This window comes from Pedobacter sp. AC402 (assembly GCF_979252805.1).
On the sequence record NZ_CEEDAI010000011.1, the window covers coordinates 502,948 to 529,349 of the forward strand.

The 26,402-nt window shown below is 38.4% G+C and carries 17 protein-coding genes; 11 read left to right on the top strand and 6 right to left on the bottom strand.

Going from position 1 to position 26,402, the window contains the following annotated elements:
• Positions 1-38: 38 nt before the first annotated feature.
• Complete coding sequence (locus AC0IWE_RS21120) at positions 39-3,767, top strand: sensor histidine kinase (RefSeq protein ID WP_471794614.1); 3,729 nt, start codon at positions 39-41, stop codon at positions 3,765-3,767.
• 31 nt (positions 3,768-3,798) lie between these two features.
• Here the strand turns inward: AC0IWE_RS21120 and AC0IWE_RS21125 are convergent, their stop codons facing one another.
• On the bottom strand, positions 3,799-4,701 hold the full coding sequence (locus AC0IWE_RS21125; RefSeq protein WP_471794615.1) for a hypothetical protein: 903 nt from the start codon (positions 4,699-4,701) through the stop codon (positions 3,799-3,801).
• A 206-nt stretch (positions 4,702-4,907) separates the two neighbouring features.
• Here AC0IWE_RS21125 and AC0IWE_RS21130 point away from each other — a divergent pair, with 206 nt between their 5' ends.
• Positions 4,908-6,452, top strand: a complete 1,545-nt coding sequence (locus tag AC0IWE_RS21130; RefSeq protein ID WP_471794616.1) for a glycoside hydrolase family 10-like protein — start codon at positions 4,908-4,910, stop codon at positions 6,450-6,452.
• Between the two features lie 8 nt (positions 6,453-6,460).
• Here the strand turns inward: AC0IWE_RS21130 and AC0IWE_RS21135 are convergent, their stop codons facing one another.
• The 3 genes from AC0IWE_RS21135 to nagB all read right to left on the bottom strand — a co-directional run bounded on the left by AC0IWE_RS21135 (position 6,461) and on the right by nagB (position 10,968).
• Positions 6,461-7,480, bottom strand: coding sequence for a LacI family DNA-binding transcriptional regulator (locus AC0IWE_RS21135; RefSeq protein WP_471794617.1), 1,020 nt, complete (start codon positions 7,478-7,480; stop codon positions 6,461-6,463).
• A gap of 35 nt (positions 7,481-7,515) precedes the next feature.
• Positions 7,516-8,676 (bottom strand): acyltransferase family protein, encoded by a 1,161-nt coding sequence (locus tag AC0IWE_RS21140; protein ID WP_471794618.1) that lies wholly within the window; start codon positions 8,674-8,676, stop codon positions 7,516-7,518.
• Positions 8,677-9,042: 366 nt separating this feature from the next.
• Positions 9,043-10,968, bottom strand: a complete 1,926-nt coding sequence (nagB, locus tag AC0IWE_RS21145) for a glucosamine-6-phosphate deaminase (protein WP_055904319.1) — start codon at positions 10,966-10,968, stop codon at positions 9,043-9,045.
• A gap of 152 nt (positions 10,969-11,120) precedes the next feature.
• On the opposite strand from nagB, the gene AC0IWE_RS21150 reads away from it, so the two are divergent.
• From AC0IWE_RS21150 to AC0IWE_RS21160, 3 genes are all read left to right on the top strand, one after another.
• A complete protein-coding gene (locus AC0IWE_RS21150) occupies positions 11,121-12,317 on the top strand; it encodes an anhydro-N-acetylmuramic acid kinase (RefSeq protein WP_471794619.1) in 1,197 nt (398 codons plus the stop codon).
• 116 nt (positions 12,318-12,433) lie between these two features.
• Positions 12,434-15,571 (top strand): SusC/RagA family TonB-linked outer membrane protein, encoded by a 3,138-nt coding sequence (locus AC0IWE_RS21155; RefSeq protein WP_471794620.1) that lies wholly within the window; start codon positions 12,434-12,436, stop codon positions 15,569-15,571.
• A 17-nt stretch (positions 15,572-15,588) separates the two neighbouring features.
• Positions 15,589-16,884, top strand: a complete 1,296-nt coding sequence (locus tag AC0IWE_RS21160) for a RagB/SusD family nutrient uptake outer membrane protein (protein ID WP_471794621.1) — start codon at positions 15,589-15,591, stop codon at positions 16,882-16,884.
• Positions 16,885-16,918: 34 nt separating this feature from the next.
• Here AC0IWE_RS21160 and AC0IWE_RS21165 read toward each other — a convergent pair whose 3' ends face one another.
• The gene (locus AC0IWE_RS21165; RefSeq protein WP_055904336.1) at positions 16,919-17,665 is read right to left on the bottom strand and encodes a DeoR/GlpR family DNA-binding transcription regulator; all 747 of its coding nucleotides are present in this window, start codon (positions 17,663-17,665) and stop codon (positions 16,919-16,921) included.
• A gap of 234 nt (positions 17,666-17,899) precedes the next feature.
• Between AC0IWE_RS21165 and AC0IWE_RS21170 the strand changes: the two genes are divergently transcribed.
• From AC0IWE_RS21170 to AC0IWE_RS21180, 3 genes are read left to right on the top strand one after another with little or no spacing between them, the layout of a single operon-like run.
• Entirely contained in the window at positions 17,900-20,980 is a 3,081-nt protein-coding gene (locus AC0IWE_RS21170) for a SusC/RagA family TonB-linked outer membrane protein (protein ID WP_471794622.1), read from the top strand.
• 11 nt (positions 20,981-20,991) lie between these two features.
• Positions 20,992-22,545, top strand: a complete 1,554-nt coding sequence (locus AC0IWE_RS21175; protein ID WP_471794623.1) for a SusD/RagB family nutrient-binding outer membrane lipoprotein — start codon at positions 20,992-20,994, stop codon at positions 22,543-22,545.
• A 23-nt stretch (positions 22,546-22,568) separates the two neighbouring features.
• Complete coding sequence (locus tag AC0IWE_RS21180) at positions 22,569-23,363, top strand: DUF4397 domain-containing protein (protein ID WP_471794624.1); 795 nt, start codon at positions 22,569-22,571, stop codon at positions 23,361-23,363.
• 80 nt (positions 23,364-23,443) lie between these two features.
• Here AC0IWE_RS21180 and AC0IWE_RS21185 read toward each other — a convergent pair whose 3' ends face one another.
• Complete coding sequence (locus AC0IWE_RS21185) at positions 23,444-24,046, bottom strand: porin family protein (RefSeq protein WP_055904349.1); 603 nt, start codon at positions 24,044-24,046, stop codon at positions 23,444-23,446.
• A gap of 261 nt (positions 24,047-24,307) precedes the next feature.
• On the opposite strand from AC0IWE_RS21185, the gene AC0IWE_RS21190 reads away from it, so the two are divergent.
• The 3 genes from AC0IWE_RS21190 to AC0IWE_RS21200 all read left to right on the top strand — a co-directional run bounded on the left by AC0IWE_RS21190 (position 24,308) and on the right by AC0IWE_RS21200 (position 26,397).
• Positions 24,308-24,523 carry a hypothetical protein gene (locus AC0IWE_RS21190; protein ID WP_055904352.1) on the top strand — a complete coding sequence of 72 codons (216 nt, stop codon included), beginning with the start codon at positions 24,308-24,310 and terminating at the stop codon, positions 24,521-24,523.
• A 181-nt stretch (positions 24,524-24,704) separates the two neighbouring features.
• Entirely contained in the window at positions 24,705-25,421 is a 717-nt protein-coding gene (locus AC0IWE_RS21195) for a S41 family peptidase (protein ID WP_471794625.1), read from the top strand.
• Positions 25,405-26,397, top strand: a complete 993-nt coding sequence (locus tag AC0IWE_RS21200) for a S41 family peptidase (RefSeq protein ID WP_471794626.1) — start codon at positions 25,405-25,407, stop codon at positions 26,395-26,397. Before AC0IWE_RS21195 ends, AC0IWE_RS21200 begins: the two co-directional genes overlap by 17 nt.
• Positions 26,398-26,402: the final 5 nt, after the last annotated feature.

Sequence of the window (26,402 nt, forward strand, 5' to 3'; positions counted from 1 at the left end):
TTTTTTATCAATATTAATATCTTTATCATTAGATGAAAATGAGCTTTGGTGTAAAAATAAGGTTTCTTTTGCTCGTTTTGGGCTGTTGCTTAATTGTGACTTCTATTTCGTTAAGCCATTTTACAACTAAAAGCGAATTGCTTGACCGTGATGCCGAAGAAATTCAGCAAAACCTTTCGATAAAGGAAAAAGCGGTGCAAAATTTCCTGGCAAATAAGAAAGAAGTAGCCAAAGCCAAACAATTTCATACTAATCCAAAAAATGCGCTAGATTTTATTGAATCTTTTCGCGAAAAGAGTGGCATAAACTTATTAACCTACCAAAATAGCCAGCTTAAATTTTGGAGCACCTATAAAGTGTCTGATATTGATCCGAATACGATAAAAGAAGGTAGTTCTGTATTGTTTTTCTCCAATGGCTGGTATGAGGTAATAAAAAGCACGCAAAGTAATTTCAGCCTTATTTTTCTAATCTCTATCCAGTCTCAATATCCTTTTAAAGAAACGCAATACTTTAAAAACGATATCGACCCTATTTTATCCAAAACCAAGTTGTTAACCTTTGCATCTTTTACTGATAAGGATGTATATGTGATTAAAAGTGTTGACAATAAATTTCTTTTCGGGCTGAAGGTTAAATCCGGTTATGCAGAAACTTATTATTCTGGTACACAGTTGTGGCTTTTTGTTGCCGGGATGCTGTGCATCTGTATGTTTTTTAACTCTTTAAGCTCACTTATTGCAAGGCGCGGCCACATTGCATGGGGCACCTTTTTGCTGCTTTTTTTCTTCCTGGCTTTTCGGTTATCAGATTTATATTACGGGTGGTTTAACCATCGGTTTATTTTAGAGTTATTCGATCCGCGGATTTATGCCGATAGTTTTTTAATGCCTTCACTGGGCGATTTCCTGCTGAATGTAATTGTACTCACCTGGCTGCTCTTATTTATGTATAACCATAAGGAGCAATACCAGTTTCCCGAATCAATTAAACGGAATAAAATAATAGGCTTAATTATCCAGGCAGTTTTACTGGTATTAATTGGCCGGATAGTTTGGGATACAGATGATATTTTTTTCGGATTGATCTTTAATTCCAAAATCAATTTCGATATCGTAAATATTTTAAAACTGAGTGGAACCAGCTGGGTAGGCATCGTTATTTTATGTTTGGCCTGGTTTCAGATTTACCTCATAACAGTTATTTCGGCAACAGTAAGCAAACAGCTGAATGTTACAAACAGGGAGCGGCTAATAATTTTTCTAATTGGCTTTGCTGGTGTTTTTGTGTACAAGCTCGTTGTAGATTTTAATGCATTTTTTATTGTTTTTGCACTTGCTTTATTTATTGTTGCGCGGGCGGTTTATGTAAAAGAGCAAAACTTTTCGATAGGGATGTTTGCCATTGTTTTTTTCTGCCTGGCCTTTAATACCTCAATTAAATATACGCGGTATAAAGATTTTAAAGAAAGAAGCTTACGCGAACCGCTTGCACGTAAAGTACAGTCATCAGAAGATCCGAATGCCATTGTTGCGCTTGGTGCTTTAGGAAATGAAATTGTTAAAGATGATTTTTTGGTGCGGTATTTTGATCAGGACCGGACCGGAAATTATTCTGTGCTTAAAAATCACATTAAAGATTATTTGGATGGTTATTTAAACAGGTATGATTATCAGATTTATCCTTACGATAAATCAGGGGTTATAATCGGCAGTTCTGATAGTCCTCCGATTAATAAATACAAAAACCTGGTAGAAGCTGGCTCTGTTAAAATAGATGGTTCTAACTTTTTCTATCAGGTAAATAATACTTTCGGTTACCAGGATTATTTCGGGATAATTTCTGTTGTAGATCAGGGCAATTTATTGGGTACATTGGTTATCGAGCTTCGATCTAAGCCTTATAATTATAATAACCGTCTTCCGGATCTTTTAGGTGATCAGAGATTGATGAAAGATGAGGATTTTAAAGGCTATTCCATTGCGTTGTACAGTAATAATAAACTCCTCAATCAATCTGGCAACTACACTTATCCTTTAGATGGGAGCATATTTAAAGGCAGAAAAGATGATTTTATTACCATAAGCGATGACCAACTCCACTATAGCCATTTAATTTATAAGCCATCTGATAGCAAAATGGTAATTATCAGCAAGGAGAAAGTTGATTACCTGGAGCGATTGGCAGCCCTTTCTTTCTTTTTTCTGGTATTTATCATTTTCTCGATACTGCTTTATGGCTTAATCTGGCTTATAAAAAACCTGGATGACGATAAAGTAGGTTGGTTCAGTATAAACAGGTCGTTAATGATCAATGCCAATAAGATTCTTTACAAAACCAGAATCCAGGTGTCGATTGTACTTTCTGTTGTGGCAACATTGGTAATTGTTGGCTGGGTAACTTACTATTATATGAACCTTGAATACCGCGGTCAGCAAGATGCAATATTAAAGGATAAGATAAGAAAGGTGCAGCAAAACTTCGAAAAACAGGTTTTTAGCAATGGAATAATCACAAATGATGAGAACGCAATAGCCGATTTTAACAACTTTGCCGATATTAACAATGCCGATTTGAATTTATATGATTTGAACGGCAATTTATTGATGACTACCTATCCCAAGCTGTATAATTATAAAATTATTGGTAAAAAGATGGGACCGAAAGCCTTCTTTTCATTGAGTGGTTTGCACCGTTCGGAATATATAAATCCGAAAGAAAATATTGGGAATTTAATTTATGCGGCTGCTTATGCACCAATCAGAAACGCACAGAATAAAACCATTGCATATATCGGTTTGCCAAATTATTCTAACGAAGAAGAATATACCGATAAAATTGCACTTTTTGTAAGCAATCTGATCAATATTTATGCACTCGTTTTTGTAGCCATTGGTGTACTTGCCGTATTTCTGGCCAACCAAATCACCAGTCCTTTAACACTTATACAGGAAAGCATTAGTAAAACAAAAATTGGTCAGCGTAACGAACCAATTGTGTGGCGCAGGCATGATGAAATTGGCTCTTTAATTAAGGAATATAACAATATGATTTCGGCACTGGAGGCTAGTGCGCTTAAGCTGGCAAGATCTGAGCGTGAAAGTGCCTGGCGCGAAATGGCCAAGCAGGTTGCCCATGAAATTAAAAACCCGCTAACACCTTTAAAACTGGGTGTTCAATTGCTGGAGAAATCATGGAAAGAGAAAGATCCAAACTTTGAGTTAAAGTTTAATAAGTTTAGCAAATCGTTTATAGAACAAATTGACAGTCTTTCGAAGATTGCTTCCGAATTTTCGAACTTTGCAAAAATGCCTGATACCAACCTGGAACGCCTTTCTTTGGTTCCAATAATTGAACAGGCAAGAGAGGTATTTAAAAGTACAGAAAATGTAACGATTGATGTGCTGAATAAAAGTGACCGTGATATCGAAATTATGGCCGATCATGATCAGCTTTTAAGAACCTTTAATAACCTGCTTAAAAATGCCATTGAAGCCATTGATGAGGAAACTTTATGCTGCATTTCAATTGTGGTATACATTGATGCGCAAAATGCATATATCGAGATTAAAGATAATGGTAAAGGTATCCCTTTAACCTTACACGATAAGATTTTTGTACCAAACTTTACCACCAAAACTTCGGGCACTGGCTTAGGGTTGGCTTTTGTAAAGCAAGCGGTTGAAAATGCCGGTGGGTCGGTTAAATTTACGTCAATAGGCGGCTTGGGAACTACGTTTTATTTGAATTTCCCTTTAGCTAAATAAAAAATAAAGATTGGTTAATGTGGTGCTGATTTTACCTCAATTCTACTTGAGCTTTGCCCATGGTGTTGCCATCAGCATATAAAATTACGGTATAAATCCCCTTAATAAAAGGTTTTGGATTTGCCCAGTCGATAACATAGGTGCTATCGTCGTTATTGTAATTGATAAAAATAGAATGGCTGAACTGCATTTCCTGTCCATCAGCCTCGAAACGGTTGCCTTCGTCGGCCAATAAATTTCCGGCAGGATCAAATACCCTTAAATAAATGTTGTGATGGCCTTTTTCTGCCAATTGGTTGGGGATAATATTAAACCTTACGCTTAATTTTTCGGCAGTGGATGATTTTGTTACTTCAACTTTTTTGCCGCTCGATTTGGTTCTGAAGGCAATAATTTCGGCAGTTTGCAATTTTAATGCTGCTGCGGTTCTAACTTTCGCGTTTAAATTCGAATTCTCATTTTCGAGATTTGAAGCCTTATTACTGATATTTTTCAGTGTATTTTCTAAGCTATCGCGACTGTTTTTTAGAAAAATGTTATCTTTTTGAAGCTGGATAATCTGATCGTTGTAATTTTTTACAAAAGTTTTAAGCTCGTTTATCTGCGCATTGGCTTTATCAAGCTCGCCCTGTGTGATCTGATTTTTTTCTAAGGCAACCTTAAGTTCATCAATTTTTTCGCGGGCTAATTTTTGCTCTTCAACAAGTTTATCGTTTAGGTCTAAATTTAAGGCATTCACTTTATCCAGCTCAACCTCAATCTTTTCTACCTCAAGCCTTAGCTTATCTTTTTCTGTGCTAACGGTAACAAATCTTTCGCTCTGCTTTCGATCTTTAAAAAATAAGTAGGCATTTGTGCCAATTAAAGCCGCAATAACGATGACCAGGAAGTAAATTTTGTTTCTATCACCCTTATTAATCTTTTGTGGTTCCATTTTTAATAACGCTGTATCTTCTTTAAATTAATATACTTTTGTTCTCCATAGGTAAATGGGTATACACAATTAATTTTAGCAGGGCGCAAATTAAAATTTTTTAAAAACTTATAAGAGTTTTTAAAAAAAATCGTTTACTTGCTAATGTTGATTTGTATTCAAATTAACACAAACACACAACCTGAGTAAAAAATAAGACAGAAATAATGCTTAAAAACTTCCTATACGCACTTTTATCTTTAATCGTAGTACCATATATATTAAATGCACAACCTTTATCAAAAATTGCACCAAAAAGGGAGTTTAGGGGTGTTTGGGTGGCTACAGTTACCAATATCGACTGGCCATCGCGGCCGGGTTTAAGCATCGATCAACAAAAGCAAGAACTGATTGGGATTTTGGAGCGGCATAAAAGTCAGGGCATGAATGCTATAATTTTGCAGGTAAGGCCAGCCGCTGATGCTTTTTACGCAAAATCAAGAGAGCCATGGAGCCAGTGGTTAATGGGTAAACAGGGATTGGCTCCTGCTCCTGGTTACGATCCGTTGGCTTTTGCCATTAAAGAGGCTCATTTTAGAGGGATGGAACTTCATGCTTGGTTTAACCCTTACAGGGCGAGTATGAGCAGTTCTGCTGTATTGAGCGAAGATCATGCTTACCGTAAACATCCAGATTGGTTTTTTACTTACGGCGGCAAAAAACAGTTCGATCCAGGTATCCCTGATGTTAGGGAATATATTGTTCAGGTAATTTTAGATGTGGTGAAAGGGTATGATGTAGATGGAATCCATTTCGACGATTATTTTTATCCGTATAAGGTTGAAGGACAAACAATTAGCGACAGCAATACTTTTTACAAATACCCAAATAACATTTCGGATATTAAAGATTGGAGGCGGAACAATGTTGATTTACTGATTAAACAGCTGGATGACAGTATACACCATTATAAAAAATGGGTTAAATTCGGAATCAGTCCGTTTGGTATCTGGAAAAACAAATACGAAGATCCGGAAGGTTCTGCAACAAGTGGTTTATCCAATTATGCTGAGCTTTTTGCCGATAGCCGTAAATGGGTAAGGGAAGGCTGGGTAGATTACATCAATCCTCAAATTTATTTTACGTTTACCAGAAGGGTAGCGCCTTATGGTACATTGGTTGATTGGTGGAGCAATAATACTTATGGCCGGCATGTTTACATTGGCCAGGGTGCTTACCTGGTTAATTCGCGTGCAGAAGCCGCCTGGAAAAATTTAAGCGAAATTCCGAATCAGATCAGGTACATTAGAAATAATAACCGAATTCAGGGAAGTGTTTATTTTAGTTCAAAATCTTTAAGCACGGTGGCAAAGGCTGTTGGCGATTCGTTAAAGAATGATTTTTACAAATACCCTGCCCTGCCTCCTCAAATGCCCTGGTTGGATGAAGTACCACCTAATGAACCATTGGCCTTAACGGCAGATGCGCTAAAGGATGGTGTTCATTTAAAATGGCAACTTCCGTTAAAAGCGAAAGATGGCGAAACGGCTTCGGGTTTTGTAATTTACCGTTTTAGCGAAGGAGAAAAGATCTCTGTGCTCGATCCTAAATATATTATTAAAATCAGTTTTGAAGATTATCTTTCATTTATTGATACAAGTGTAGAGAGCGGAAAACGTTACAGCTATCTTGTAACTGCTTTGGATCGATTAAAGAATGAAAGTGAGCCGAGTGGTCCGGTGGGGATAGAGGTTCCTTTAGCTAAAGAATAATACGAATATTAATCTGTTTTATTAGTTGATTCCCGATCTACAACGGCAGGATCGATTACGATGTGTTCCATGTTGGCATATGGGTTTTCCTGACTGACCATTTTGAGGAACATTTTAGCGCATTCTTTGCCCATTTGAGGCGCATGCTGATCGATAGTTGATAGATTTGGAGTGATATAGGCAGAGAAAGCCTCATTTGCAAATCCGATTACGCCAACTTCTGGCGGCGTTTCATCAATTTCTTTAAGTTTTTTAATTACCCCCAAAGCTGTAAAATCATCACCGGCAATGATAGCGTCGGGTTTGTTTTTGGTGCGCATTAATTTGCCTGCGCCAAAACGGCCATCTTTTATTGATAGGCCTCCAAAAATAATGTGTTCATTTGAAAGCGGGAGCTGATGATCTGCGAGCGCAGATTTATATCCCTCTAAACGATCGTTAAATATCTTAATCTGGTGAATAGTGGTAATAAAGGCAATTTTCTTATATCCCTTATCAATTAAGTGTTTGGTAGCGATATAACCAGCATTAAAATCATCGAGTGTAATGGTAGGCACATTTAAATCGACGTTTACACGGTCGAATAATATCAAGGGTTTGTTTTGTTTAATAATTTCGGCAAAATGCGAAACATCTTGTGTTTCTAAAGAGAGGGAAGCCATAATTCCATCTACCTGTGCTTCTAATAAGGTTCTTACGCCATTTATTTCGTTATCTACAGATTCATTTGATTGATAAATAATAACGCGGTAACCGCTGTCTTTTAAACCATCCTCGATGCAATGAATAATGGATGCAAAAAAATGAGCCTGTACACTTGGTACGATTACGCCAATAATGTAGGTTTTGCCCGATTTTAGGGCAGAAGCAAGCTTATTTGGACTATAATCTAACTTTTTAGCCATTTCTACAACCGCTTTCCTTGTGGTATCGCTTATTGCCGGAAAGCCACTAAGTGCTCTGGAAACCGTAGAAACAGTAACATTCAACTCCTTAGCGATATCGTATATGGTGGTTTTCTTTTTCAATTGAGCAGGGTTCAGTCAATTATAGTTTAAATTTACTAAACCTTAATAATAATGTTCTTTTTATACATGAAATATAACAGGATATAAAAGCCAAGCACATAAGTTATGGCCCACACGAGCGAGGCATTTATCGGACTGAAAAATGGAGTGTAAAAAGTTTCGTAAAACCTCACCAATAAGCCGGTTTTTGTGCCGTCGGGATTGGTGAGCTGAATGAGGTTTAATACACGTGGCATTAAGCCCGCCAGGAAGAAAACAGTTATGGCATTTACGCCGTAAACAACAAAAGGTGTGGTAAATTTTTTATAACCCTGTACATCGATAATCCAGTAACAAAGGGCCAGGCCGATTGAGGCTAGTCCTCCGGCATAAAGTACGTAAGAGCTTGTCCACAATGCTTTATTTATCGGAAATTGTAAATCCCAAAGTAAACCTAAAATAACTGCTGTTATACCGGTAGTAAACAGCCAGGCAACTTTGGTTGGGTTATCTACATCTTTTCTACGCATCCACACGCCCACCAGTATTCCAAATAAGCAGGTTCCGATTGCAGGTAATGTGCTTAAAATTCCTTCCGGATCCCAGGTTTTGGATGATGCCCAGGTATGTGCTTCAGTAAGTATACCCCTGTCAATCCAGGCTGCTAGATTGGTTTCTTTTTCCAGGTTAGGGTAACCTACGCCAGGTACAGGAATAAAGGTCATTAATGCCCAATAAACAGCAAGTATTACAATGAGTGATCTGAAAATTGCCTTATTGGATACTTTGATAAAAATAATACTGCTGATGATGAAAACAATGCCTATGCGTTGCAGTACGCCCAAAAGCCTTACGGTTTGAAAAGCCTCCCAGATGGATCTATGGTCAGTTATTGCGCTAATGATTTTTCCAAAAATAGCGAGGAAAAAACCAAGTAAATAGAGGATGATGCCACGTTTAATGGCTTTTATAATGGTTTTATTATGGGTTGATGGATCTGCTTTACTGCTGCTCATGGCAAAGGCAATTGATACACCAACTATCCATAAAAAGAACGGAAAGATTAAATCAGTAGGTGTACAGCCGTTCCATTCTGCGTGTTCTAACGGAGCGTAAATGTGGCCCCAACTGCCGGGGTTATTTACTAAAATCATTGCAGCTACAGTTAACCCCCGAAAAAAATCAAGAGATAACAATCGTTGTTTAGGTTCGGTCATGGTTAACTGGTTAGGTTTGGCGAACTAATTTAGCCTATTGTTTTTAGATTGAGAAATTACTTACGAAGTTTAGGTAAACAGTAGTGAAGATTACTTCTGAAAGCCATGGAAATCTTTATAAAGACTTTCTGATTTTGCTGCTTACAGGTATCAAGACTTCGGAAGTTTGGCCAAAGCGAAAACTCACTTTTCGTTGACTTTATTTTTATTAATGCTTAAAGTATTGGAGGTGAAGGAACTTCTTGAGTTTTTTTATTCAACCTTATAAATATTTTTCATTAGCGGTTTTTTGAACATATGATGCTTGGGCAAAAAAAATCCTGCTTTGAATAATCAAAGCAGGACTGGATTTATTTTAAATTTCAATTAATCTTCAAATTTCCAACGTACAAACGCTTCCATTGCTTCATATTCAGCAAGGCCAAGCTCATCGTAGGCTTTTGCGGTATCTCGGTTACGGTCTTCCGCACGTTGCCAAAACTCCCTCGAGTCGTCACCAGGGAAAACGGCTCTGTCTTTCTGACTCTGGTGTTTGAAAATTGCATATTTTTTGCGTTCAAGCTCTTGCGGAGAAATTGGCACTGCCATTTCAATTTCATAGGTTTCAAACTCATGCCATGCGCCACGGTACATCCATAACCAGCAATCCTGTGCCCAGGCTTCGGTTTTACGCAAGCGTTTTAATGCTTCCAGAATGATTTTGAAACAAACAATATGTGTTCCGTGCGGATCTTCGAAATCGCCGGCTGCGTAAACCTGCTGAGGTTTAACTTTCTGTAAAAGTTCGATTGTAAGTTCAATATCGGCATCTGTTACCGGGTTTTTCTGTACTTTTCCACTTTCGTAAAATGGTAGTGCCTGAAAATGGATGTGGTCATCTTCAAGGCCGCAATATCTTGCTCCGGCAATGGCTTCACCTTTTCTAATCAATCCTTTAACAGTCTGAATTTCTGGCGTATCTACCTGATTTGGTTTTTTCTGCTCAATAAAGGTTCTCATTTTGTTGTAAAGATCCTTTAAATGTGCATTGTCCATACCCATTTTCTCAGTAAAATCTACATTAAACTCTACAAAGCGGAGTGCATCATCATCCCAAACAGCGGTGTTGCCCGAGGTTTGATAAGCTACGTGTACATCATGTTTCTGATCAACCAGGCGCAGAAAAGTACCACCCATCGAAATTACATCATCATCAGGGTGTGGAGAAAATATAATGATTCTCTTTTTAGCGGGCTCGGCCCTTTCCGGACGTTGTGAATCATCTGCATTTGGCTTGCCACCTGGCCAGCCGGTAATGGTGTGTTGTAATTTATTGAAGATATGGATATTGATATTGTAAACCGGGCCTTTTTCGGTTGCCAGTTGTGCCATACCATTATTGTTGTAATCGTCTTCAGTTAATTTTAAGATCGGTTTTTTTAAGGTGTTGGCGAGCCAGATTACCGCTTTGCGGATCAAGGCATCTGTCCAGATACAATCTTTAACCAACCACGGGGTATCAAAGCGGGTTAATTCTGAAGCTGCGGGTGCATCAAGAATAAACTCCACATGCTCAGAAAGTTGCAGGTATGTTGCAGGTACTTCTCCTGAAATTTCGCCCTCAACGGCCTTTTTAATAATCGAAGCTTTTTTACGGCTCCAAGCCATTAAAATGATTTCCCTTGCCTTAAAAATTGTACCGATACCCATGGTAATGGCCTTGGTTGGTACAAAGGTTTTACCACCGAAATCGCGTGCAGCATCACGGCGGGTTAAATCATCCAGCGTAACCAAACGGGTACCCGAATTTGGTGCAGATCCCGGCTCGTTAAATCCGATGTGACCGGTACGGCCAATACCCAAAATCTGGATATCGAGACCACCAAGATCGCCGATTTTCTTTTCGTATTCCAAACAGAATGCCGGAATGTCTTCCAAAGCAAGCGTTCCATCAGGAATGTGAACGTTTTTCTTATCGATATCAATGTGATCGAAAAGGTTTTCGTTCATAAACGTAACGTAACTTTGTGCGGCAGTAGGGGCCATTGGATAGTATTCATCCAGGTTAAAAGTAATTACGTTTTTAAAACTTAACCCTTCTTCTTTGTGCAGCCTAACCAATTCGGCATAAACTGCAATTGGGGTAACACCTGTTGCTAAGCCCAGTACTGCAGGTGTGTTGTTTGCTTGTTTTGATTTAATGAGCCCGGCAATGCGGTGTGCTACATTAATTGAAGCAATTTTTGGATTTTCGAACACGCTTACGGGTAATTTCTCGAAACGTGTCTCCTCCAGTAGATTTAATCTAGCCATTTTTTTTATATGGATTTTAATGTACGGAGCAGTAAATATAGAGAGTTATGCCCAATTTGTACCAAAGGTTATTTACATTTATTGCAAGAATTTACACAATATTCGATTAAAGGCCCAGACAAACGTTTGATTTTTTTCGTAAAAAAACCAATATGAACACACAGATCCAAAAGTTATACTTAAAAGCAGGAAAATCAGAACGTTTAATTATAGGCTTGATGAGCGGCACTTCTATGGATGGACTGGATATTGCCCTTTGTTTGGTGAAGGGAAGTGGTGCACATACCAATATTGAGGTGTTAAATTTTAAAACCGCCGATTATACAGATGATTTTAGGGCAAAAATAAAAGCTGTTTTTTCAAAAAAACAAGTCGATTTACAATTGGTATGCCTTATGAACGCGCATATTGCCAACACCCATGCACAGCTTATAAATGATGCGCTTGCAGAATGGGGTTACAAAAATGATGATATTGATTTTATTGCCAGCCACGGGCAAACCATTTTTCATGCTCCAAAATCATTACATCAACTGGCAGATTATCCTAACGGCACATTACAGATTGGGGATGGAGATCATATTGCCTTAAAAACTGGGATTATTACCTTGTCTGATTTTAGGCAGAAACACCTGGCAGCTGGTGGTGAAGGTGCTCCTTTGGCTGTTTATGGAGATTATTTAATGTTTACAAAGGAAGGTGAAGACCGAGTGATGCTCAATATTGGCGGAATTGCAAATTTTACTTACTTGCCAGCAAGCACGGATGCAAGTGCGATTTTTTCTACAGATGTTGGTCCGGGCAATACTTTGATGGATCAATACATGCAAAAACATTTTGGCCAGTTTTATGATAAAAATGCTGCAATTGCTTTATCTGGTAAATCGGATCAAAAATTGTTGTCTGCTTTGCTTAACTGTGATTTTTTTGAGCTGGGATTTCCTAAAACTACCGGGCCCGAATTATTTAACCTTGAATATTTAATAAAAGCACAGGAGCAATCGTTAACCACAAATTTAGGTAAAGCAGATGTAATGGCTACGTTATGCCATTTTTCGGCAGAAACTATCGCAAATGCTATAAAACGTTGTTTTGGCGAAAAGGCTGAAGCACGTGTTTTTATGAGTGGTGGAGGCATGCATAACCCTTTGCTGGTGAGGCTCCTTAATGAAAAACTGCCTGCCTGTATTTTTTTAACAACAGCTGATTTAAACATTAACCCCGATGCTAAAGAGGCGGTCTTATTTGCTGTTTTGGCAAATGAAACGCTTTGTGGCGAACCGATTAATTTTGGCAACAGGCAAGGTGTACCTTCGGTTTGTATGGGTAAAATCAGTTTGCCGCAATAGCAAAATCATTTCAATTTAAGAATTGTAAATGAGTTTGTACCCGTTAAAAATTTGGTTTGTGCGGTATTTTGTTAAATTTGTTTTAACACTAATCTTCAAATATAAAACCAATTTTTATGGAAAAAAGTTACCTAAAATGGTCACCAGGATTTTTCGCAATTTTGTTGATCCCATTTCTGCTGATCTTATCTGCAGGAATGGCACAAGCACAAAACAAACGGTATACCATAAGTGGTAAGGTTACCGATGCTTCAAATAAAGAACCGATTCCGGGCGTTGTTGTTAAAATTATCAATACCAATTTAGTAACCAGTACCAATGCTAACGGTGAATATACTTTTGCGGTAGATTTAGCCCCGGGCAAATACCAGGTTCAGTTTTCTTACGTAGGTTATAAAAGCAGAAGTGAGGGGATAGATCTCGGTGCAAATGATCAGGTTCAATTAAGTACAGCACTAAGTGGCGATGCCGTTGGCCTTGATGAGGTAATTGTTACCGGAACTTCGCAGGGAACGACAAGAAAAGAACTGGGAAGTTATGTAAGTACGGTTAAGGGCGATGATTTAAACAAGGCCCCAAGCGGGAACGTACTTTCATCTTTACAGGGAAAAACAGCAGGGGCTCAGATCAGCCAAAACTCGGGTGATCCTGCTGGCGGATTATCTGTACGCTTAAGGGGTATCAGTTCGGTAAATTCATCATCAGAGCCTCTTTACATTATTGATGGGGTAATTGTTAATAACTCTACTACAAGGGTTACCAATACTTCATCTAACTACGATGGGGGTAACTTTGTGGGCAGTATCGGCCAAAACAGAATGGTTGATATTAACCCGGCCGATATTGAGCGGATTGAAGTGTTAAACGGGGCCGCCGCAGCTGCAATTTATGGTTCGAGGGCAAATTCCGGCGTGATTCAGATTTTTACCAAAAAAGGTGTAAGTGGTGCTGCCCAGGTTAATTTTAGCACAAGTTTAACCTTGAGTCACCTCCGTAAGCAGGTTGAGGTAAACGAATCTCCGGTAAGGTTTGGTACACCAACTCTTTTTCCTACGCAAGATGTGATTCAAACGGTTGGCGATCCGGCAGTGTTGGAAAAGAAAACCATTCCTGCTGCACGATATAACTATCAGGATTATATCTTTCAATCGGCAACAGGTACAGATAATACTGTTTCAGTTTCAGGAGGTACTGAAAATACAAAATATTATACCTCTGCGGCTTATTTCAGCAATCAGGGGATTATTAAAAACACTGACTTTACGCGCTATAATTTTAGGGCAAACGTAGATCAAAAAATCACTGAATGGGCAAAATTAAGTGCCGGCTTAAATTATATCCGCAGTTCTGCCAATGAAAAGCCAGATGGAAATTCGTTTTTTTCGCCAATGAACTCGGTTACCATTATTGGTAATATACATGATATTTTTGCCAGAGATGCCAACGGTAATTTAATGGCTGTTGGAGAAAGGGGCAGGGTAAATCCCGTTTCGGTAATCGAAGATATTAAGCAACGCCAGGAAACTAACCGCATCATTGCCAATGCCAATTTAAAATTGTACCCGGTAAAAAATTTAACGTTAGATTTTACTTTGGGGGTTGATAACTCTGGGCAGAGTGGCTCTACCTACATACCGCCCTTTGCGTATAATGTAAATCCTGATTTTTATGGTGGAGGTGCATCCTTGGATGGAACCTTAAATGGCTATGCAAGTGCCGCAACAAACAATGCTTTTCAATTTAACAATGAGTTTAATGCCACTTACCAGGCAAAACTTTCTGATTTAATTTCCTCAACCACACAGGTTGGTTACTCTTTTCAATATGAAAAAACCAGGTACCAGTTGGTAAACGGTAGAGGTTTGGCCCCATTAATCGAAACGGTAAATGCTGCTGCAACGCAACTTCCGAGTGTAGATGGCAGAACGGAATTATCGGTTAGTGGAGGATACATTCAACAAAACTTTAAATATAAAGATCATTTATTTGTTACCGGAGCCCTCAGGGTTGATCAATCTTCAGTATTCGGAGCTGAAAACCGTACACAGGAATACTTAAAAGGAAGCTTAAGTTATGTGCTTTCTTCAGCTGATTACTGGAAAAGTTTTGGTGTTTCTGACTGGTGGGATGCATTTAAAATCAGAGCAGCATACGGGGAGTCGGGAAATTTGACAGGTATTGGTGCATATGATCGGATAAATGCTTATTCTACTCAATCATTTTTAGGAAGGGCTTCATTGTTTTCGAGTGCTACATTAGCGAATGAAAATGTTAAGCCTGAACGCCAGCGCGAACTGGAACTGGGAACAGATTTATCTTTTTTCAAAAACAGGTTGGGCCTACAGTTTAACTGGTACAATAAAAAAGTAAGTGATCTTTTAATTGCCAGCGTGCAGGCACCTTCAAGTGGATTTTCAAGCTTGCTGGACAATATCGGCTCGTTAAGAAACAAAGGAATTGAACTTGTTTTAAACGGAACCCCTGTAGATGGAAAGGGTTTTAAATGGAATACTTCAGTTGTTTTTAACAGAAACAGAAATACCGCACTTGATGTTGGTGGTTTAAGATTGTTTAGTACAAACCCTGGTGCCCCGGTAGCGATTATAAACGGTGAGGCTATTGGTGTGTTTTACGGAACTTTTTTTGCACGAAATCCTGATGGAAGTTTGTTAACCAATGCCGCAGGTATTCCTCAAATAGAAAAGGGAATTCAAAATTCTGCCACAACATTTACCCCTCAGCGCGATGCGAACGGTTTGCCTACCGGTACAACCTTACGTAAAGTGATTGGTAATCCAAATCCAGATTATAATATGTCTTTTGTGAACGATTTTACCTATAAACGTTTGAATTTACATGTGCAATTTGATGCTGTACAGGGAGGTGATGTATGGAATGCCGACTGGAGAACCCGGCAAGGTGTGGGTAATGGCAAAGTAGCGGAGCAGGAGCAACTTGGACAATTGCCTAGAGGCTACGTAGCCGGCGTTTATGCGATTGAAGAATGGCGTATTGATGATGGATCTTTTGTTAAATTGAGAGAAATTTCATTAAGCTATAACGTTGGTAAGCTTAAGTTTTTAAGAGATTTAACAGTAACAGTAAGCGGAAGAAACCTAATTTCGTGGGATAATTACAAAGGTTACGATCCTGAGTTAAACTCTGGTGGCCAATCAACCATCTTAAGAAATATCGATTTTGGTTCGGTGCCCATTCCACGCACTTTTACTTTGGGTTTACAAGTTAAATTATAACTGTTAAAAGAAAATTTATGAAAATTTTAAGAAACAATATTTCGACGAATATAGCCTGTTTTACGCTTTTGTTAACATTGTGCCTCGCCTCTTGTACAAAAGAATATCAGGATCCTTCAAGGGCCAAAACAGATGTGGCTTTGGGCACACAGCAAGGATTAACCGCCGTGGCAATTGGTTTGCAGCGCGTGTACACTTTAACCCGTACGGGTGTAATGTTCAATTCTGTTGCTGCAAATGGTTTTGTAACCAATGAGTTAAGGTTACTTAATTCAGGAAATATTCCTGAATTGCAGTTAAGTACCGGAGGAAGTACTGTAGATGGAACCAATACAATTCTATTCAATCTTTGGACAAGCGCCAACAAAATTATTTACGATGCAGATTTGGTTATTGCCAATGCCAATAACCTGGGTGATAAGGGTTATGCTTCGGGGTTGATTGCTTATTCGAGCATATTTAAGGCCCTGGCCATTGGAAATATGGCGCAATACTGGGAGAAAATTCCTGATGGAACAGGTAAAAATGTAGCTTTTATTACGCGTTCTGCAGGTTTTACAAAAGCAATTGCGGTGCTTGATAATGCTTTAACCGTCATTGCTGCGAATTCAATTTCGACAAGCTTTTTAACCAATGTTCCTGCTGATGTGAATATTATAAATACAATTCACGCTTTGAAAGCAAGGTATGCACTTTTTTCAGGAAATTATGCGCTCGCTTTAACAGAGGCAAACCTGGTAGATTTAACAAAGCCATCCTTTTTTAAGTTTGATGCTACCTCACCAAATATTTTGTTCAGTATTATTTCTTCAAACAATGTTTTTCAGCCTTTAAATGCAAATTTAGGTCTTACCGGAGCAAATGTTCCTGATGCGGCAGATAAAAGAATTGCTTTTTATACTGTACTTGCGGGTAGCCCTCAAACATTGCGGATGAACGGCTTTGCTGCGGCAACGGCAACACCGTTTCCTATTTATTTACCAGGAGAAATAACCTTGATTAAAGCGGAGGCACTTGCGCGGCAATCAGATTTACCAAATGCATTAATTGAATTAAATAAAGTAGTAACAAAAACAACCGATCTGTTTGGTGTTGCTGCAGCACTGCCACCCTTGGTAGGGCCTTATACACAGCAGCAATTGTTGGATCTTATTTATAAGCACCGTTCGATAGAATTATATGCTTCGGGCTTAAAACTGGAAGATATGAGGAGATTTAATCAGCCTTTGACCGATCGTAAGCGAAATTTCTTTCCATATCCTTTTCAGGAAAGGGATAACAATACCAATACCCCTGCCGATCCAACATTCTAAAAGAAAGGGTCCCGATTTTAAATCGGGACCCTTTTTATAAAATATTCAATTCTTTTTCTTTATAACGGAAAAGCGATTCGTGGGCATTATCCAATTCAGTTATCAAATAACTAATGCTTTCTATCGGGCAAACCCTTAACCTTAAAGCAATATCCAGTTTTTCTGAAATACAGAGTACGGCTGTTCTTTTTGCGCAGGCCAACATGGCCTTTTTAAGTTGATTAATTTCCCAATATGTATCTGTTAAGCCTTCATCAGGGTGGATGGCACTGGTGCCCATCAAGCATAAATCGGCCTTTATTTCTGATAACTGTGTAATTACCTGACCGCCATAAGTAACCTGCGAATTTTTAGAAAATAAGCCTCCAATCAGAATTACCTCAATATTATTGTATTTGGCCAATTCTACTGCAACCAGCGGACTAATGGTAAAAAATGTGGCAGATAATCCTTGTGGAAGTAATTTTACCAACTCTAAAATCGTGGTGCCTCCTCCGGTTAAAACTACCATTCCATCTTTTATTAACTGAATGGCTTTTTTGCCAATCGCAATCTTACTTTCTCGGGCATAAACAGTACTGTCATCAAAAGAACTGTGGTAGGATTTAGATAAAGCACCTCCATGTACCTTGTAAAGTAGGTTTTCGTCAACAAGCTCCTGTAAGTCTCTTCTAATGGTATCTTCCGAAACATTTAGCAACTGCACCAGATCGGAGGTTAAAACCCGGTTGTGCAGGTTAATCTGGCGCATGATGAAATCATGTCGTTCTTTTTTCAGCATAAGTAGTGTCTGGTTTTAGAACGAATGTATAAAAGATTTTTAGATTTTTTTAATGTGCGTGTTTTTGCGTGTTATTGCGATAATATTTTTGTTACGCCTTGCTAAATAGTTTGTTAAATAGTTTTTTTATTCTAAAACAATTGTGATATTAGCATAAAATGCGTTATTGTGCGTGTTTTAGTAACTAACTAACAACAACTAAACAATCTTTATCCCTAACTAAACAGGCAGTTTATGAAAAAAAAACTACTACTAATTTTTATTGGTACGTTTTTGTTGCTGGCTCATGCCATAGCGCAACAAATAACCATTACCGGTAAGGTTACATCAACTGATGGGCCTATACCAGGTGTTTCCATCCGAGTAAAAGGAAGCACTACAGTTGCACAAACCAACGCTGAAGGAAACTATGCTATTAAGGCCTTAAAAACAGATGTGCTTACCTTTTCTTACATCGGTTTTAGAACGCAGGAAAGATTGGTGGGTTCAAACTCTTCTATTAATGTTAATCTTTCTGCCGATGCTGGCAACCTGAACGAGGTTGTGGTAACAGCTTTCGGTATCAAAAGATCAAAAGATGCTTTGGGCTATTCCGCACAAACACTAAAAGGTTCGGATATTGCCGATACACAGCGCGACAACTTTTTAAATGCCTTGCAAGGAAGAGTTGCCGGAGCCACAATTACCCCTACAATGGGTACACCGGGTGCATCTGCAACGATGATTATAAGGGGAGGTATCTCTCTTGATGGTGATAACCAGCCACTTTTTGTGGTAGATGGTTTACCTATTTCCAACCGTACATTTAGTGAGTATAATTTGGTAGGCCAGGGAACATTTAACCGCCAGAACGATTACGGTAATAGAGCCATGGATATTAATCCGGAAGAAATAGAATCATTAACCATATTAAAAGGGCCTGAAGCTTCAGCTTTATATGGAACTGACGGAGCATCGGGTGCAGTGGTAATCACTACAAAGAGAGCAAAAGCAGGTACGGCACGCGTATCGTACAGCAATTCTTTCCGTTTAGAAAACACTTACCGTTATCCTGAAGTGCAAACCACTTATGGTGGTGGCGCAGGAGGGGTTTTTGATGAGGAGCAGAGAACACGTACTTTCTTTGGTGCAAAATATCCGGCAAATAAAACAATGTACGATAACATTGGCAATTTTTACAAAACTGGATTTACTCAAAAACACAATGCAACCATTGAAGGCGGAAGTGAAAAACTTTCGGTTAGAACAACATTAAGTTATACTGATCAAAAAGGGATTATTCCGGGTACAGCGTACAATACAATTAATGGTAAAATTAACGCGACTTCTAAAATTAGTGATAAAATAATCATGAATGCTTCACTAAACCTGATTTCATCAAGAACTGATAAAACTTATAAAGGTGTAAGCAGCCCAATGTTAAGTGCGCTATCGTGGCCATTAACAGATGATATGCGGAATTATTTAACGCCGCTTGGTGAAAGGAGAACCATTACCGGAAGCTTAAGTGCTGAGCTTGACAACCCTTACTGGGGTGTAGAAAGAAATCCTAACTACGATAAAATGAACCGTGTATTAGGTAATATCGGTTTTACTTATACGCCGACCAATTGGTTAAGTATGCAGGGAACTGCTGGTGCAGATATATTTTCTCAAACCGGATTATCTGCCTATGATGTTCAATCGTATGAGGCCAATAAAGCCCAAACCACCAATGCTGGCGGGGGCTTAAATACCTATAATGCGAATGAGAGATTGGTAACAGCCAACTTTGTAGCCACCGCAAAAAAAGATTTTGGAAAATTTAAACCTGTAATCAGAGTTGGTACAGAGATCAAAGACGATTCGTATCAGGTTAATGCCCAGTTTGGTACACGCTTTTATCAGCCGAATTTTTTTAGCATGAATAACATCGATCCTACTACGCAAAGGGTTGCTTATACAAACGAGCTAAAACGTAAAGTTGGTTTCTTTGCTAATGCCGAGTTAGGATATGATAACTATCTTTACCTAACCTTGTCTGGCCGTCAGGATTTATCGTCAACCTTACCACAAAAGAATAACACATTCTTTTATCCTGCAACATCATTAAGTTTTGTGTTTTCCAATTTGCAAGCTGTTAAGGATTTAGGATGGTTATCTTATGGTAAATTAAGAGGTTCGTGGGGGCAATCAGGTAAAGATGCCAGGGTAGCATATGTTACAGATAACAAACTTATCGCTCAGCAAACAACTGGTGGTGGTTATGCATTAGATGTAAATATGGGCAATCCAAATCTTGAAGCAGAGTTTACAACCGCTAAAGAAATTGGTATGGAACTCGGTTTCTTTAATAACAGATTGTCATTCGATTTCTCTTATTATCATAACCTTTCTGATAAACAAATTACGGCACCTCGTTTAAGTTATGCATCAGGTGCAGTATTACAGTACATCAATAGCGGAAAAATAAGGGTTCATGGGTTTGAGTTATTGGTAAAAGGTACTCCGGTAAAAACACAGAACTTTAGCTGGGATATCTCGGCTAATGCATCAAGATCGAGAGGTAAAATATTATCATTGCCTGCAAATCAGGATGTATTTTATGTGTCAGACAGTTGGCTTTTTGATAACGTTAGGGCACAATATGCTGTTGGTACATCAATATCTGCTTTTGCCGGTATAGATTACCTAAGGAATAAAGACGGGCAACTTTTAATCAATCCTGCAAACGGAATGCCGATAAAGGATGCTAATTTTACTCAAATGGGCGACCGTGCGCCAGATATTATGGTTGGCTTAACCAATAGCTTTACCTATAAAAACTTTAACCTTTCTTTCTTGCTTGATCTGCGTAAGGGTGGAGATATTTATAACGCAACAGAGTTATACTTATACGCCAGAGGTTTATCTAAATTAAGTACCGATCGTGAAGTGCCTCGTATAATTGCTGGCGTAATGCGCGATGGGCTTGAGAATTCGGCTAACCCAACCAAAAACAATGTTGTGGTTATTCCTTACATCACCACTACGTATTATTCAACTTTCTACAATACAGCCGATTTCCTAGAAAAAGATATCAATTGGATCAGGCTGAAAGATATTACTTTAAGTTATAACCTGCCAAAATCAATTTTCGAAAAAAGTAGGGTAATTAAGAGTGCAAGTGTTTTTGCAACAGGTACTGATCTGTTGCTGATTACCAATTACAAAGGTGTAGATCCATCGGTTAACGGATTAAGTGCAGCATCTGGTGGTTTAGGGGGAACAGGTATTGATTTTGGTTCAGTAGGCTTGCCAAGAGGTTATAATTTAGGTGTGAAAATTGGTTTTTAAAGATTAAAGAGATGAAAAAGATATATTTATTATTATCAGTTTTTGCCGCAATAATAACTACTTCGGGATGTAAAAAGTATCTGGATGTAAATACAGATCCAGCTACCCCGCAAGAAGTTTCGAGCAAAACATTAACGCCGCCTTTATTTGCTCAGATGGAGCGTGGTGTTCAATTCGATTCGAGATATCTGGGTGGACTTATCCAATATTTTGGAGGAGCTGTAAATGTTGGTGAGCACGGCTGGATTGCCGGTAGTGATGCCATGGGCGAAATATGGAGAACCAATTATTTTGGTTTAGGTGCAAACTTGAACCTAATTATTGAAGATTCTGAAGCAAAACAGGAATGGAATTATGTAGGAATGGCACAGGCATTAAAAGCCTGGAGCTGGCAAACTACAACCGATTATCACGGTGATATTATTTTGAAACAAGCCTTTGATGTAAATCGGTACGTTTATGATTACGATACACAACCAGAAGTTTATGCCGAAGTAGTAAGACTGGCAAATCAATCAATATCCAACTTTACCAGAACAGATGGTGCAGGTACCGTAGTTAAATTTGGACCTGCCGACTTGATCTATGCTGGTGACAATGCTAAATGGATAAAATTTAACTATGGTATTCTAGCTAGAAATGCAAATAATCTGGTTAACAAATCAACATACGATCCGGCAAAAGTAATTGAGTATGTTGATAAATCTTTAGCCAGTAATGCTGATAATTTTATTGTTCCAAATACAGGCACAACTGCTGCAAATGGCAATTTCTTTGGGCCATTAAGGGCAAACATGGGTGCTTATCGTCAAACTGCAATAATGGTTGCCTTGCTTGATGGTACTACTTTTGCCATTGCAAATACACCTCTTGTTATCGATCCGCGGCGCAATAATATGTTAACAGCTTCGCCAGATCTTGTTTTTCGGGGTACTGCGCCATACAGTTCTGATGCAGGAACCGCAGTAAATAAAAACCAGATTCCAAACGTGTGGGGAGTTCTTGGAGGTGCTAACCCTGGGCCAAATCAAGGTAAATATTTATTTAAAGATAATGCTGGCTTTCCGATTATGACATACACCGAAATGCAATTTATTAAAGCAGAAGCGGCATTTAGAAAAGGCGATTTAGGTTTAGCTTATACAGCTTATTTAAATGGAATAAGCTCAAGTATTGATTTTGTAAGTGCGTTGGGAACCGCAATAACACCTGTAGAAAAAACCGCTTATCTGGCAAGTACATCAGTTAAGCAAACGGCTGCAGCCTTAACTTTAAAAGATATTATGCTACAGAAATATTTAGCACTCTATGGTTATGGGTTTGTAGAAACATGGTGCGATTTAAGAAAATACAATTATAACGTTGGAGATGCCGCGGGCAACAATCCTTATTTAAATGTATATAGGTTTCCATCCAGTTTCTTTACCGATAACGGAGGCAAACCAGCACAACGCTATCGTCCACGCTACAACTCTGAATATTTATGGAATGTTGAAGCATTGAAGAAAATAGGAGCAGACAAAAATGATTATCACACCTATAAAATGTGGTTCTCTCAACCGTAATTTCACCTTTATTAAAAAGAAAAATGAAAAAAATATTATATTTTATTGCGGTTAGTATTGGATTATTCTCCGCTTGTAAAAAAGGCGATCTTGTAGAAAATACGGCTTACGAAAAAATAAGTCCAGCAGATCCCAAATATTCATACCTAAAAATTTTGAATCTTACACCAGGAAGTCCTGCGCTTACTTTTTATATGGATGGCACTAAATTTTCGTCATCATTATCCAGTTTAGGGGTAGAAAATGCGGGATATGCGTATAATGGCCTGTTTCCTGATTTAGGTTATGCGGTTACAAGCCCTGGCGCACACAATTTAACCGCTAAAATTATTCCATCGGTGATGCCTGATCCAAATTTGGAAGTTTTTAATACAACCATCACACCTGAAGCTGGAAAGTATTATACCATCTATACAACAGGCCAATACACTGCTACCAGTAAAAAAATTCCATCATCTTTAATGGTTGAAGACAGCAGGCCTACACTAGATACGTCTAAGATTTTTGTACGCATGGTTAACTTGTATAATGGCAGCCCTAATCTGGATTTGATTAAAGATGCTGTTACAGGAACCAAGATAATTTCAAATGTTGCTTATGGAACAGCCACATCATGGACGGAAATACCAAATTTAGGTCCTGGTACAGCACCTGCTCCAAAATTGTTTGTTAACATTGCAGGAACAAGTACCCCGTTAATAGCATCGGGCTCAACCTTTACATTAACTAAAGGTAGGGCATATACCATTTATATCCGAGGGGTGGCAGGCAATGCTACTTACCCGCTAGCGGTTACATTTTATACTACTTTTTATTAAAAGAAATTACATAAGAAAAGCCATTTATAATGGCTTTTCTTATGTAATTTAAATTTTTTGATAGTAAATTTTTGCTGTTATTACAAAATCTTAAATCCTAAACTCAGTTGAAATAAATTAGGTTTTTGGCTGTATTTTTCACTTTTACTAATGTTCGATAAGCCCGCCTCATAGCGTAAATCAACCGAAATATTGCCTACATCTACTCCTGCACCAGCCTGTAAACCCAATGCCTGATTTTTGTAATTGTCGAAATCTGTAGCTTGCTGGTAAGCAGAGCTAAACGATGAGTTTTCATCCAGAATAAATGAAATAACCGGACCGGCCATTAGGCGGAAATTTAGGTTTTTAGCTCCAAACTTTGTTCCAAGTAAAACAGGAACATCCAATGTGGTAAATTTCACTTTTCCTTCTGCCTGAACTTCATTTCCATTATCTTGCTGAATGCTGATAAATTTGTTGCCTTTACTGCCGATATAGGCTTCAGGTTGCACATAAAAACTTGCACCACCAATACGCGCCCATGCACCGATTTGGTAACCCAAACGGTTTTCTTCACTTGCAAAATCTGCATTTAACTTAGCTAAATTTACGCCTGCTTTAACGCCAAGGTTAAAAGTTTGTGCCTTTGATGTTGCCCAACCCAGGGTTAGGAAAACAATAGAGAAGATGATTTTTTTCATGTTGTTTAATTTGCTTTTTTAGGGATTTTTGAGCCGCAAATCAGGCATAATACCATATTTGAGTACTATTATTACTGTTTGTGGCTCATGTTTAACATTTACAGTTTTTTGGATTTTACACCTGATTTTGTTCTATAACGCGGTTTTAACACAATTATCGTGCAAAAATAAAGCGCGAATCTCCACTTTTTTTGTCACTTCACATAAAAACGCATCAACCTGAACAAATATTTTTTACTTTTGCATCAAATAAAATATGCCATGGCTAATTTTCAACTCACTTCAGAAACTGCATTTAAAGTAAAAACCAAGTTCTTAAGGAAATACCGCGACCTTGCCAACGAACCCTTGGAATTTACGCCAGGCAAAGAAGATCAACTGGTTGAAGATTTAATGCGTTTAGTTAAGCGCGACCGTACCTATGTCGAATTTACCATTCAAAAAGCCCTGGCAGATACCAAAGGAAACAGATTGTAGTAAACTCAGTACTTTAACCTCCTTAATTAGCGTAACGCTTAATTTACGCTTGCCCCAAATAAGCTGTTTTTAATATTTGCCGCTTTTTGTACATTTACGTTTGTGCATTCAATAAATCATCCTTCAGGCAGACAGGTATTTCATTTTACCTGCCAAAGCGGAATATAAAATACATAAGGGAATGAAAAAACTAAAATATGGTCTTTTAGCGGCTGGCTTTGGCCTTGCTGTAGTATCTTTTTCATTCAAAGAAGATTTATTTCTGGTTTCTAAAAACCTCGATATTTTTGCCTCGCTTTATAAAGAGATCAACATCAATTATGTTGATGATACCAATGCCCCGCAATTGATGAAAACTGGTATTGATGCCATGTTGGATAGCCTGGATCCGTATACAGAGTATGTTCCCGAATCGGAAATAGAAGATTATAAACTGAAATATGTAAGTACACAATATGGTGGTATTGGAGCAAGCACTGTTTTTATTGATGGAAAACTGTTCATCAATGATGTGAGTGAAGGTTATCCGGCTAATAAAAGTGAAATTAAAGCCGGCGATCAGATAGTGAGTATAAACGGAATAGTAGTAAAAGGGAAAGACCGTGCAGAAATTAGCCAGCTACTACGCGGACCTAAAGCAACTGCAGTAGATTTGCTGATGATCAGAGATGGTAAGGAAATCACAAAAAAGCTCATTCGCGAAGAGATCAAACAACCCAATGTTTCTTATTCGGGCATGGTTGGCGAGGGTATTGGCTACATTAAGCTCGATAAATTTCTCGAAAATTCCGGTCAGGAGGTGAAGGATGCACTGTTGGCCATTCAAAAAGAAAACCCTAAAGGTGTAGTACTTGATTTAAGGAATAACGGCGGAGGAGATATTGCAGGAAGCTGTTAAAATTGTAAACCTGTTCGTCAATAAAGATCAGCTTGTAGTTACTCAAAAAGGTAAAAATGTAGAGAAAACAATCACCTACAAAACCCTGTCTGCGCCAATAGCACCTTCGGTTCCGTTGGTGGTTTTGGTTAATGGCAACTCTGCTTCCGCTTCAGAAATTGTGGCTGGGTCGCTGCAAGATTTAGATCGGGCCATTGTAATCGGTCAGCGCAGTTATGGTAAAGGCCTAGTACAACAAACTTTCAATTTGCCATACAACAGCCTGGTTAAAGTAACTGTGGCCAAATATTACACCCCATCAGGCCGGTGTATTCAAAAATTGGATTATGCGCATAAAAATGCCGAAGGAGTAGCCGAACGTTTTGCAGATTCTACCATGGTAATGTACCAAACAAAAGCCGGCAGAAATGTTTACAGTGGCAATGGTGTATATCCTGATGTGGTGGTTGATGCAGCTAAATTAAGCCCGATTACCATTTCGATGATTAATAAAAGCCTTTTCTTTAACTATGCAAACCAATATAGAAAAGAGAAACCAGCTTTGACTTCTGCAAAAACCTTCCAGCTAACCGATGCTGATTATAACACTTTTGCCAGCAGCCTTGCAGATAAAGATCTGGCTTATCAGAGCCGTACCGAAAGATTACTATCTGACTTGCGTTTAGAGGCTGAAAAGGAAAATAAATCCGCTGAAGTAAAAACCGACCTGGAAAACCTGAAATACAAACTTACATCCTCTAAAAAAACTGACCTGGTAAGCCATAAGGCAGAAATTAAAAGAGTATTGGAAACACAGATTGTGAGCCGTTATTTTTATGAAAAAGGCCGGATAGAGCAAAGTTTTCAGTACGATAAAGAATTGGCTGCGGCAAAAACCCTGTTTACCAACCAAACACAGATTTTAGCCATTTTAAAAGGAGATGGAAACTATAAAGTAATTGGCAAACCAACCAAAGCTACGGCATCAATAGACTAAAATCT

Bases quoted from the DNA above. Each gene is read 5' to 3' on its own strand.
- AC0IWE_RS21120 (WP_471794614.1), top strand. From the start codon at position 39: ATGAGCTTTGGTGTAAAAATAAGGTTTCTTTTGCTCGTTTTGGGCTGT.
- AC0IWE_RS21125 (WP_471794615.1), bottom strand. From the start codon at position 4,701: ATGGAACCACAAAAGATTAATAAGGGTGATAGAAACAAAATTTACTTC.
- AC0IWE_RS21130 (WP_471794616.1), top strand. From the start codon at position 4,908: ATGCTTAAAAACTTCCTATACGCACTTTTATCTTTAATCGTAGTACCA.
- AC0IWE_RS21140 (WP_471794618.1), bottom strand. From the start codon at position 8,676: ATGACCGAACCTAAACAACGATTGTTATCTCTTGATTTTTTTCGGGGG.
- nagB (WP_055904319.1), bottom strand. From the start codon at position 10,968: ATGGCTAGATTAAATCTACTGGAGGAGACACGTTTCGAGAAATTACCC.
- AC0IWE_RS21150 (WP_471794619.1), top strand. From the start codon at position 11,121: ATGAACACACAGATCCAAAAGTTATACTTAAAAGCAGGAAAATCAGAA.
- AC0IWE_RS21155 (WP_471794620.1), top strand. From the start codon at position 12,434: ATGGAAAAAAGTTACCTAAAATGGTCACCAGGATTTTTCGCAATTTTG.
- AC0IWE_RS21160 (WP_471794621.1), top strand. From the start codon at position 15,589: ATGAAAATTTTAAGAAACAATATTTCGACGAATATAGCCTGTTTTACG.
- AC0IWE_RS21165 (WP_055904336.1), bottom strand. From the start codon at position 17,665: ATGCTGAAAAAAGAACGACATGATTTCATCATGCGCCAGATTAACCTG.
- AC0IWE_RS21170 (WP_471794622.1), top strand. From the start codon at position 17,900: ATGAAAAAAAAACTACTACTAATTTTTATTGGTACGTTTTTGTTGCTG.
- AC0IWE_RS21175 (WP_471794623.1), top strand. From the start codon at position 20,992: ATGAAAAAGATATATTTATTATTATCAGTTTTTGCCGCAATAATAACT.
- AC0IWE_RS21180 (WP_471794624.1), top strand. From the start codon at position 22,569: ATGAAAAAAATATTATATTTTATTGCGGTTAGTATTGGATTATTCTCC.
- AC0IWE_RS21185 (WP_055904349.1), bottom strand. From the start codon at position 24,046: ATGAAAAAAATCATCTTCTCTATTGTTTTCCTAACCCTGGGTTGGGCA.
- AC0IWE_RS21190 (WP_055904352.1), top strand. From the start codon at position 24,308: ATGGCTAATTTTCAACTCACTTCAGAAACTGCATTTAAAGTAAAAACC.
- AC0IWE_RS21195 (WP_471794625.1), top strand. From the start codon at position 24,705: ATGAAAAAACTAAAATATGGTCTTTTAGCGGCTGGCTTTGGCCTTGCT.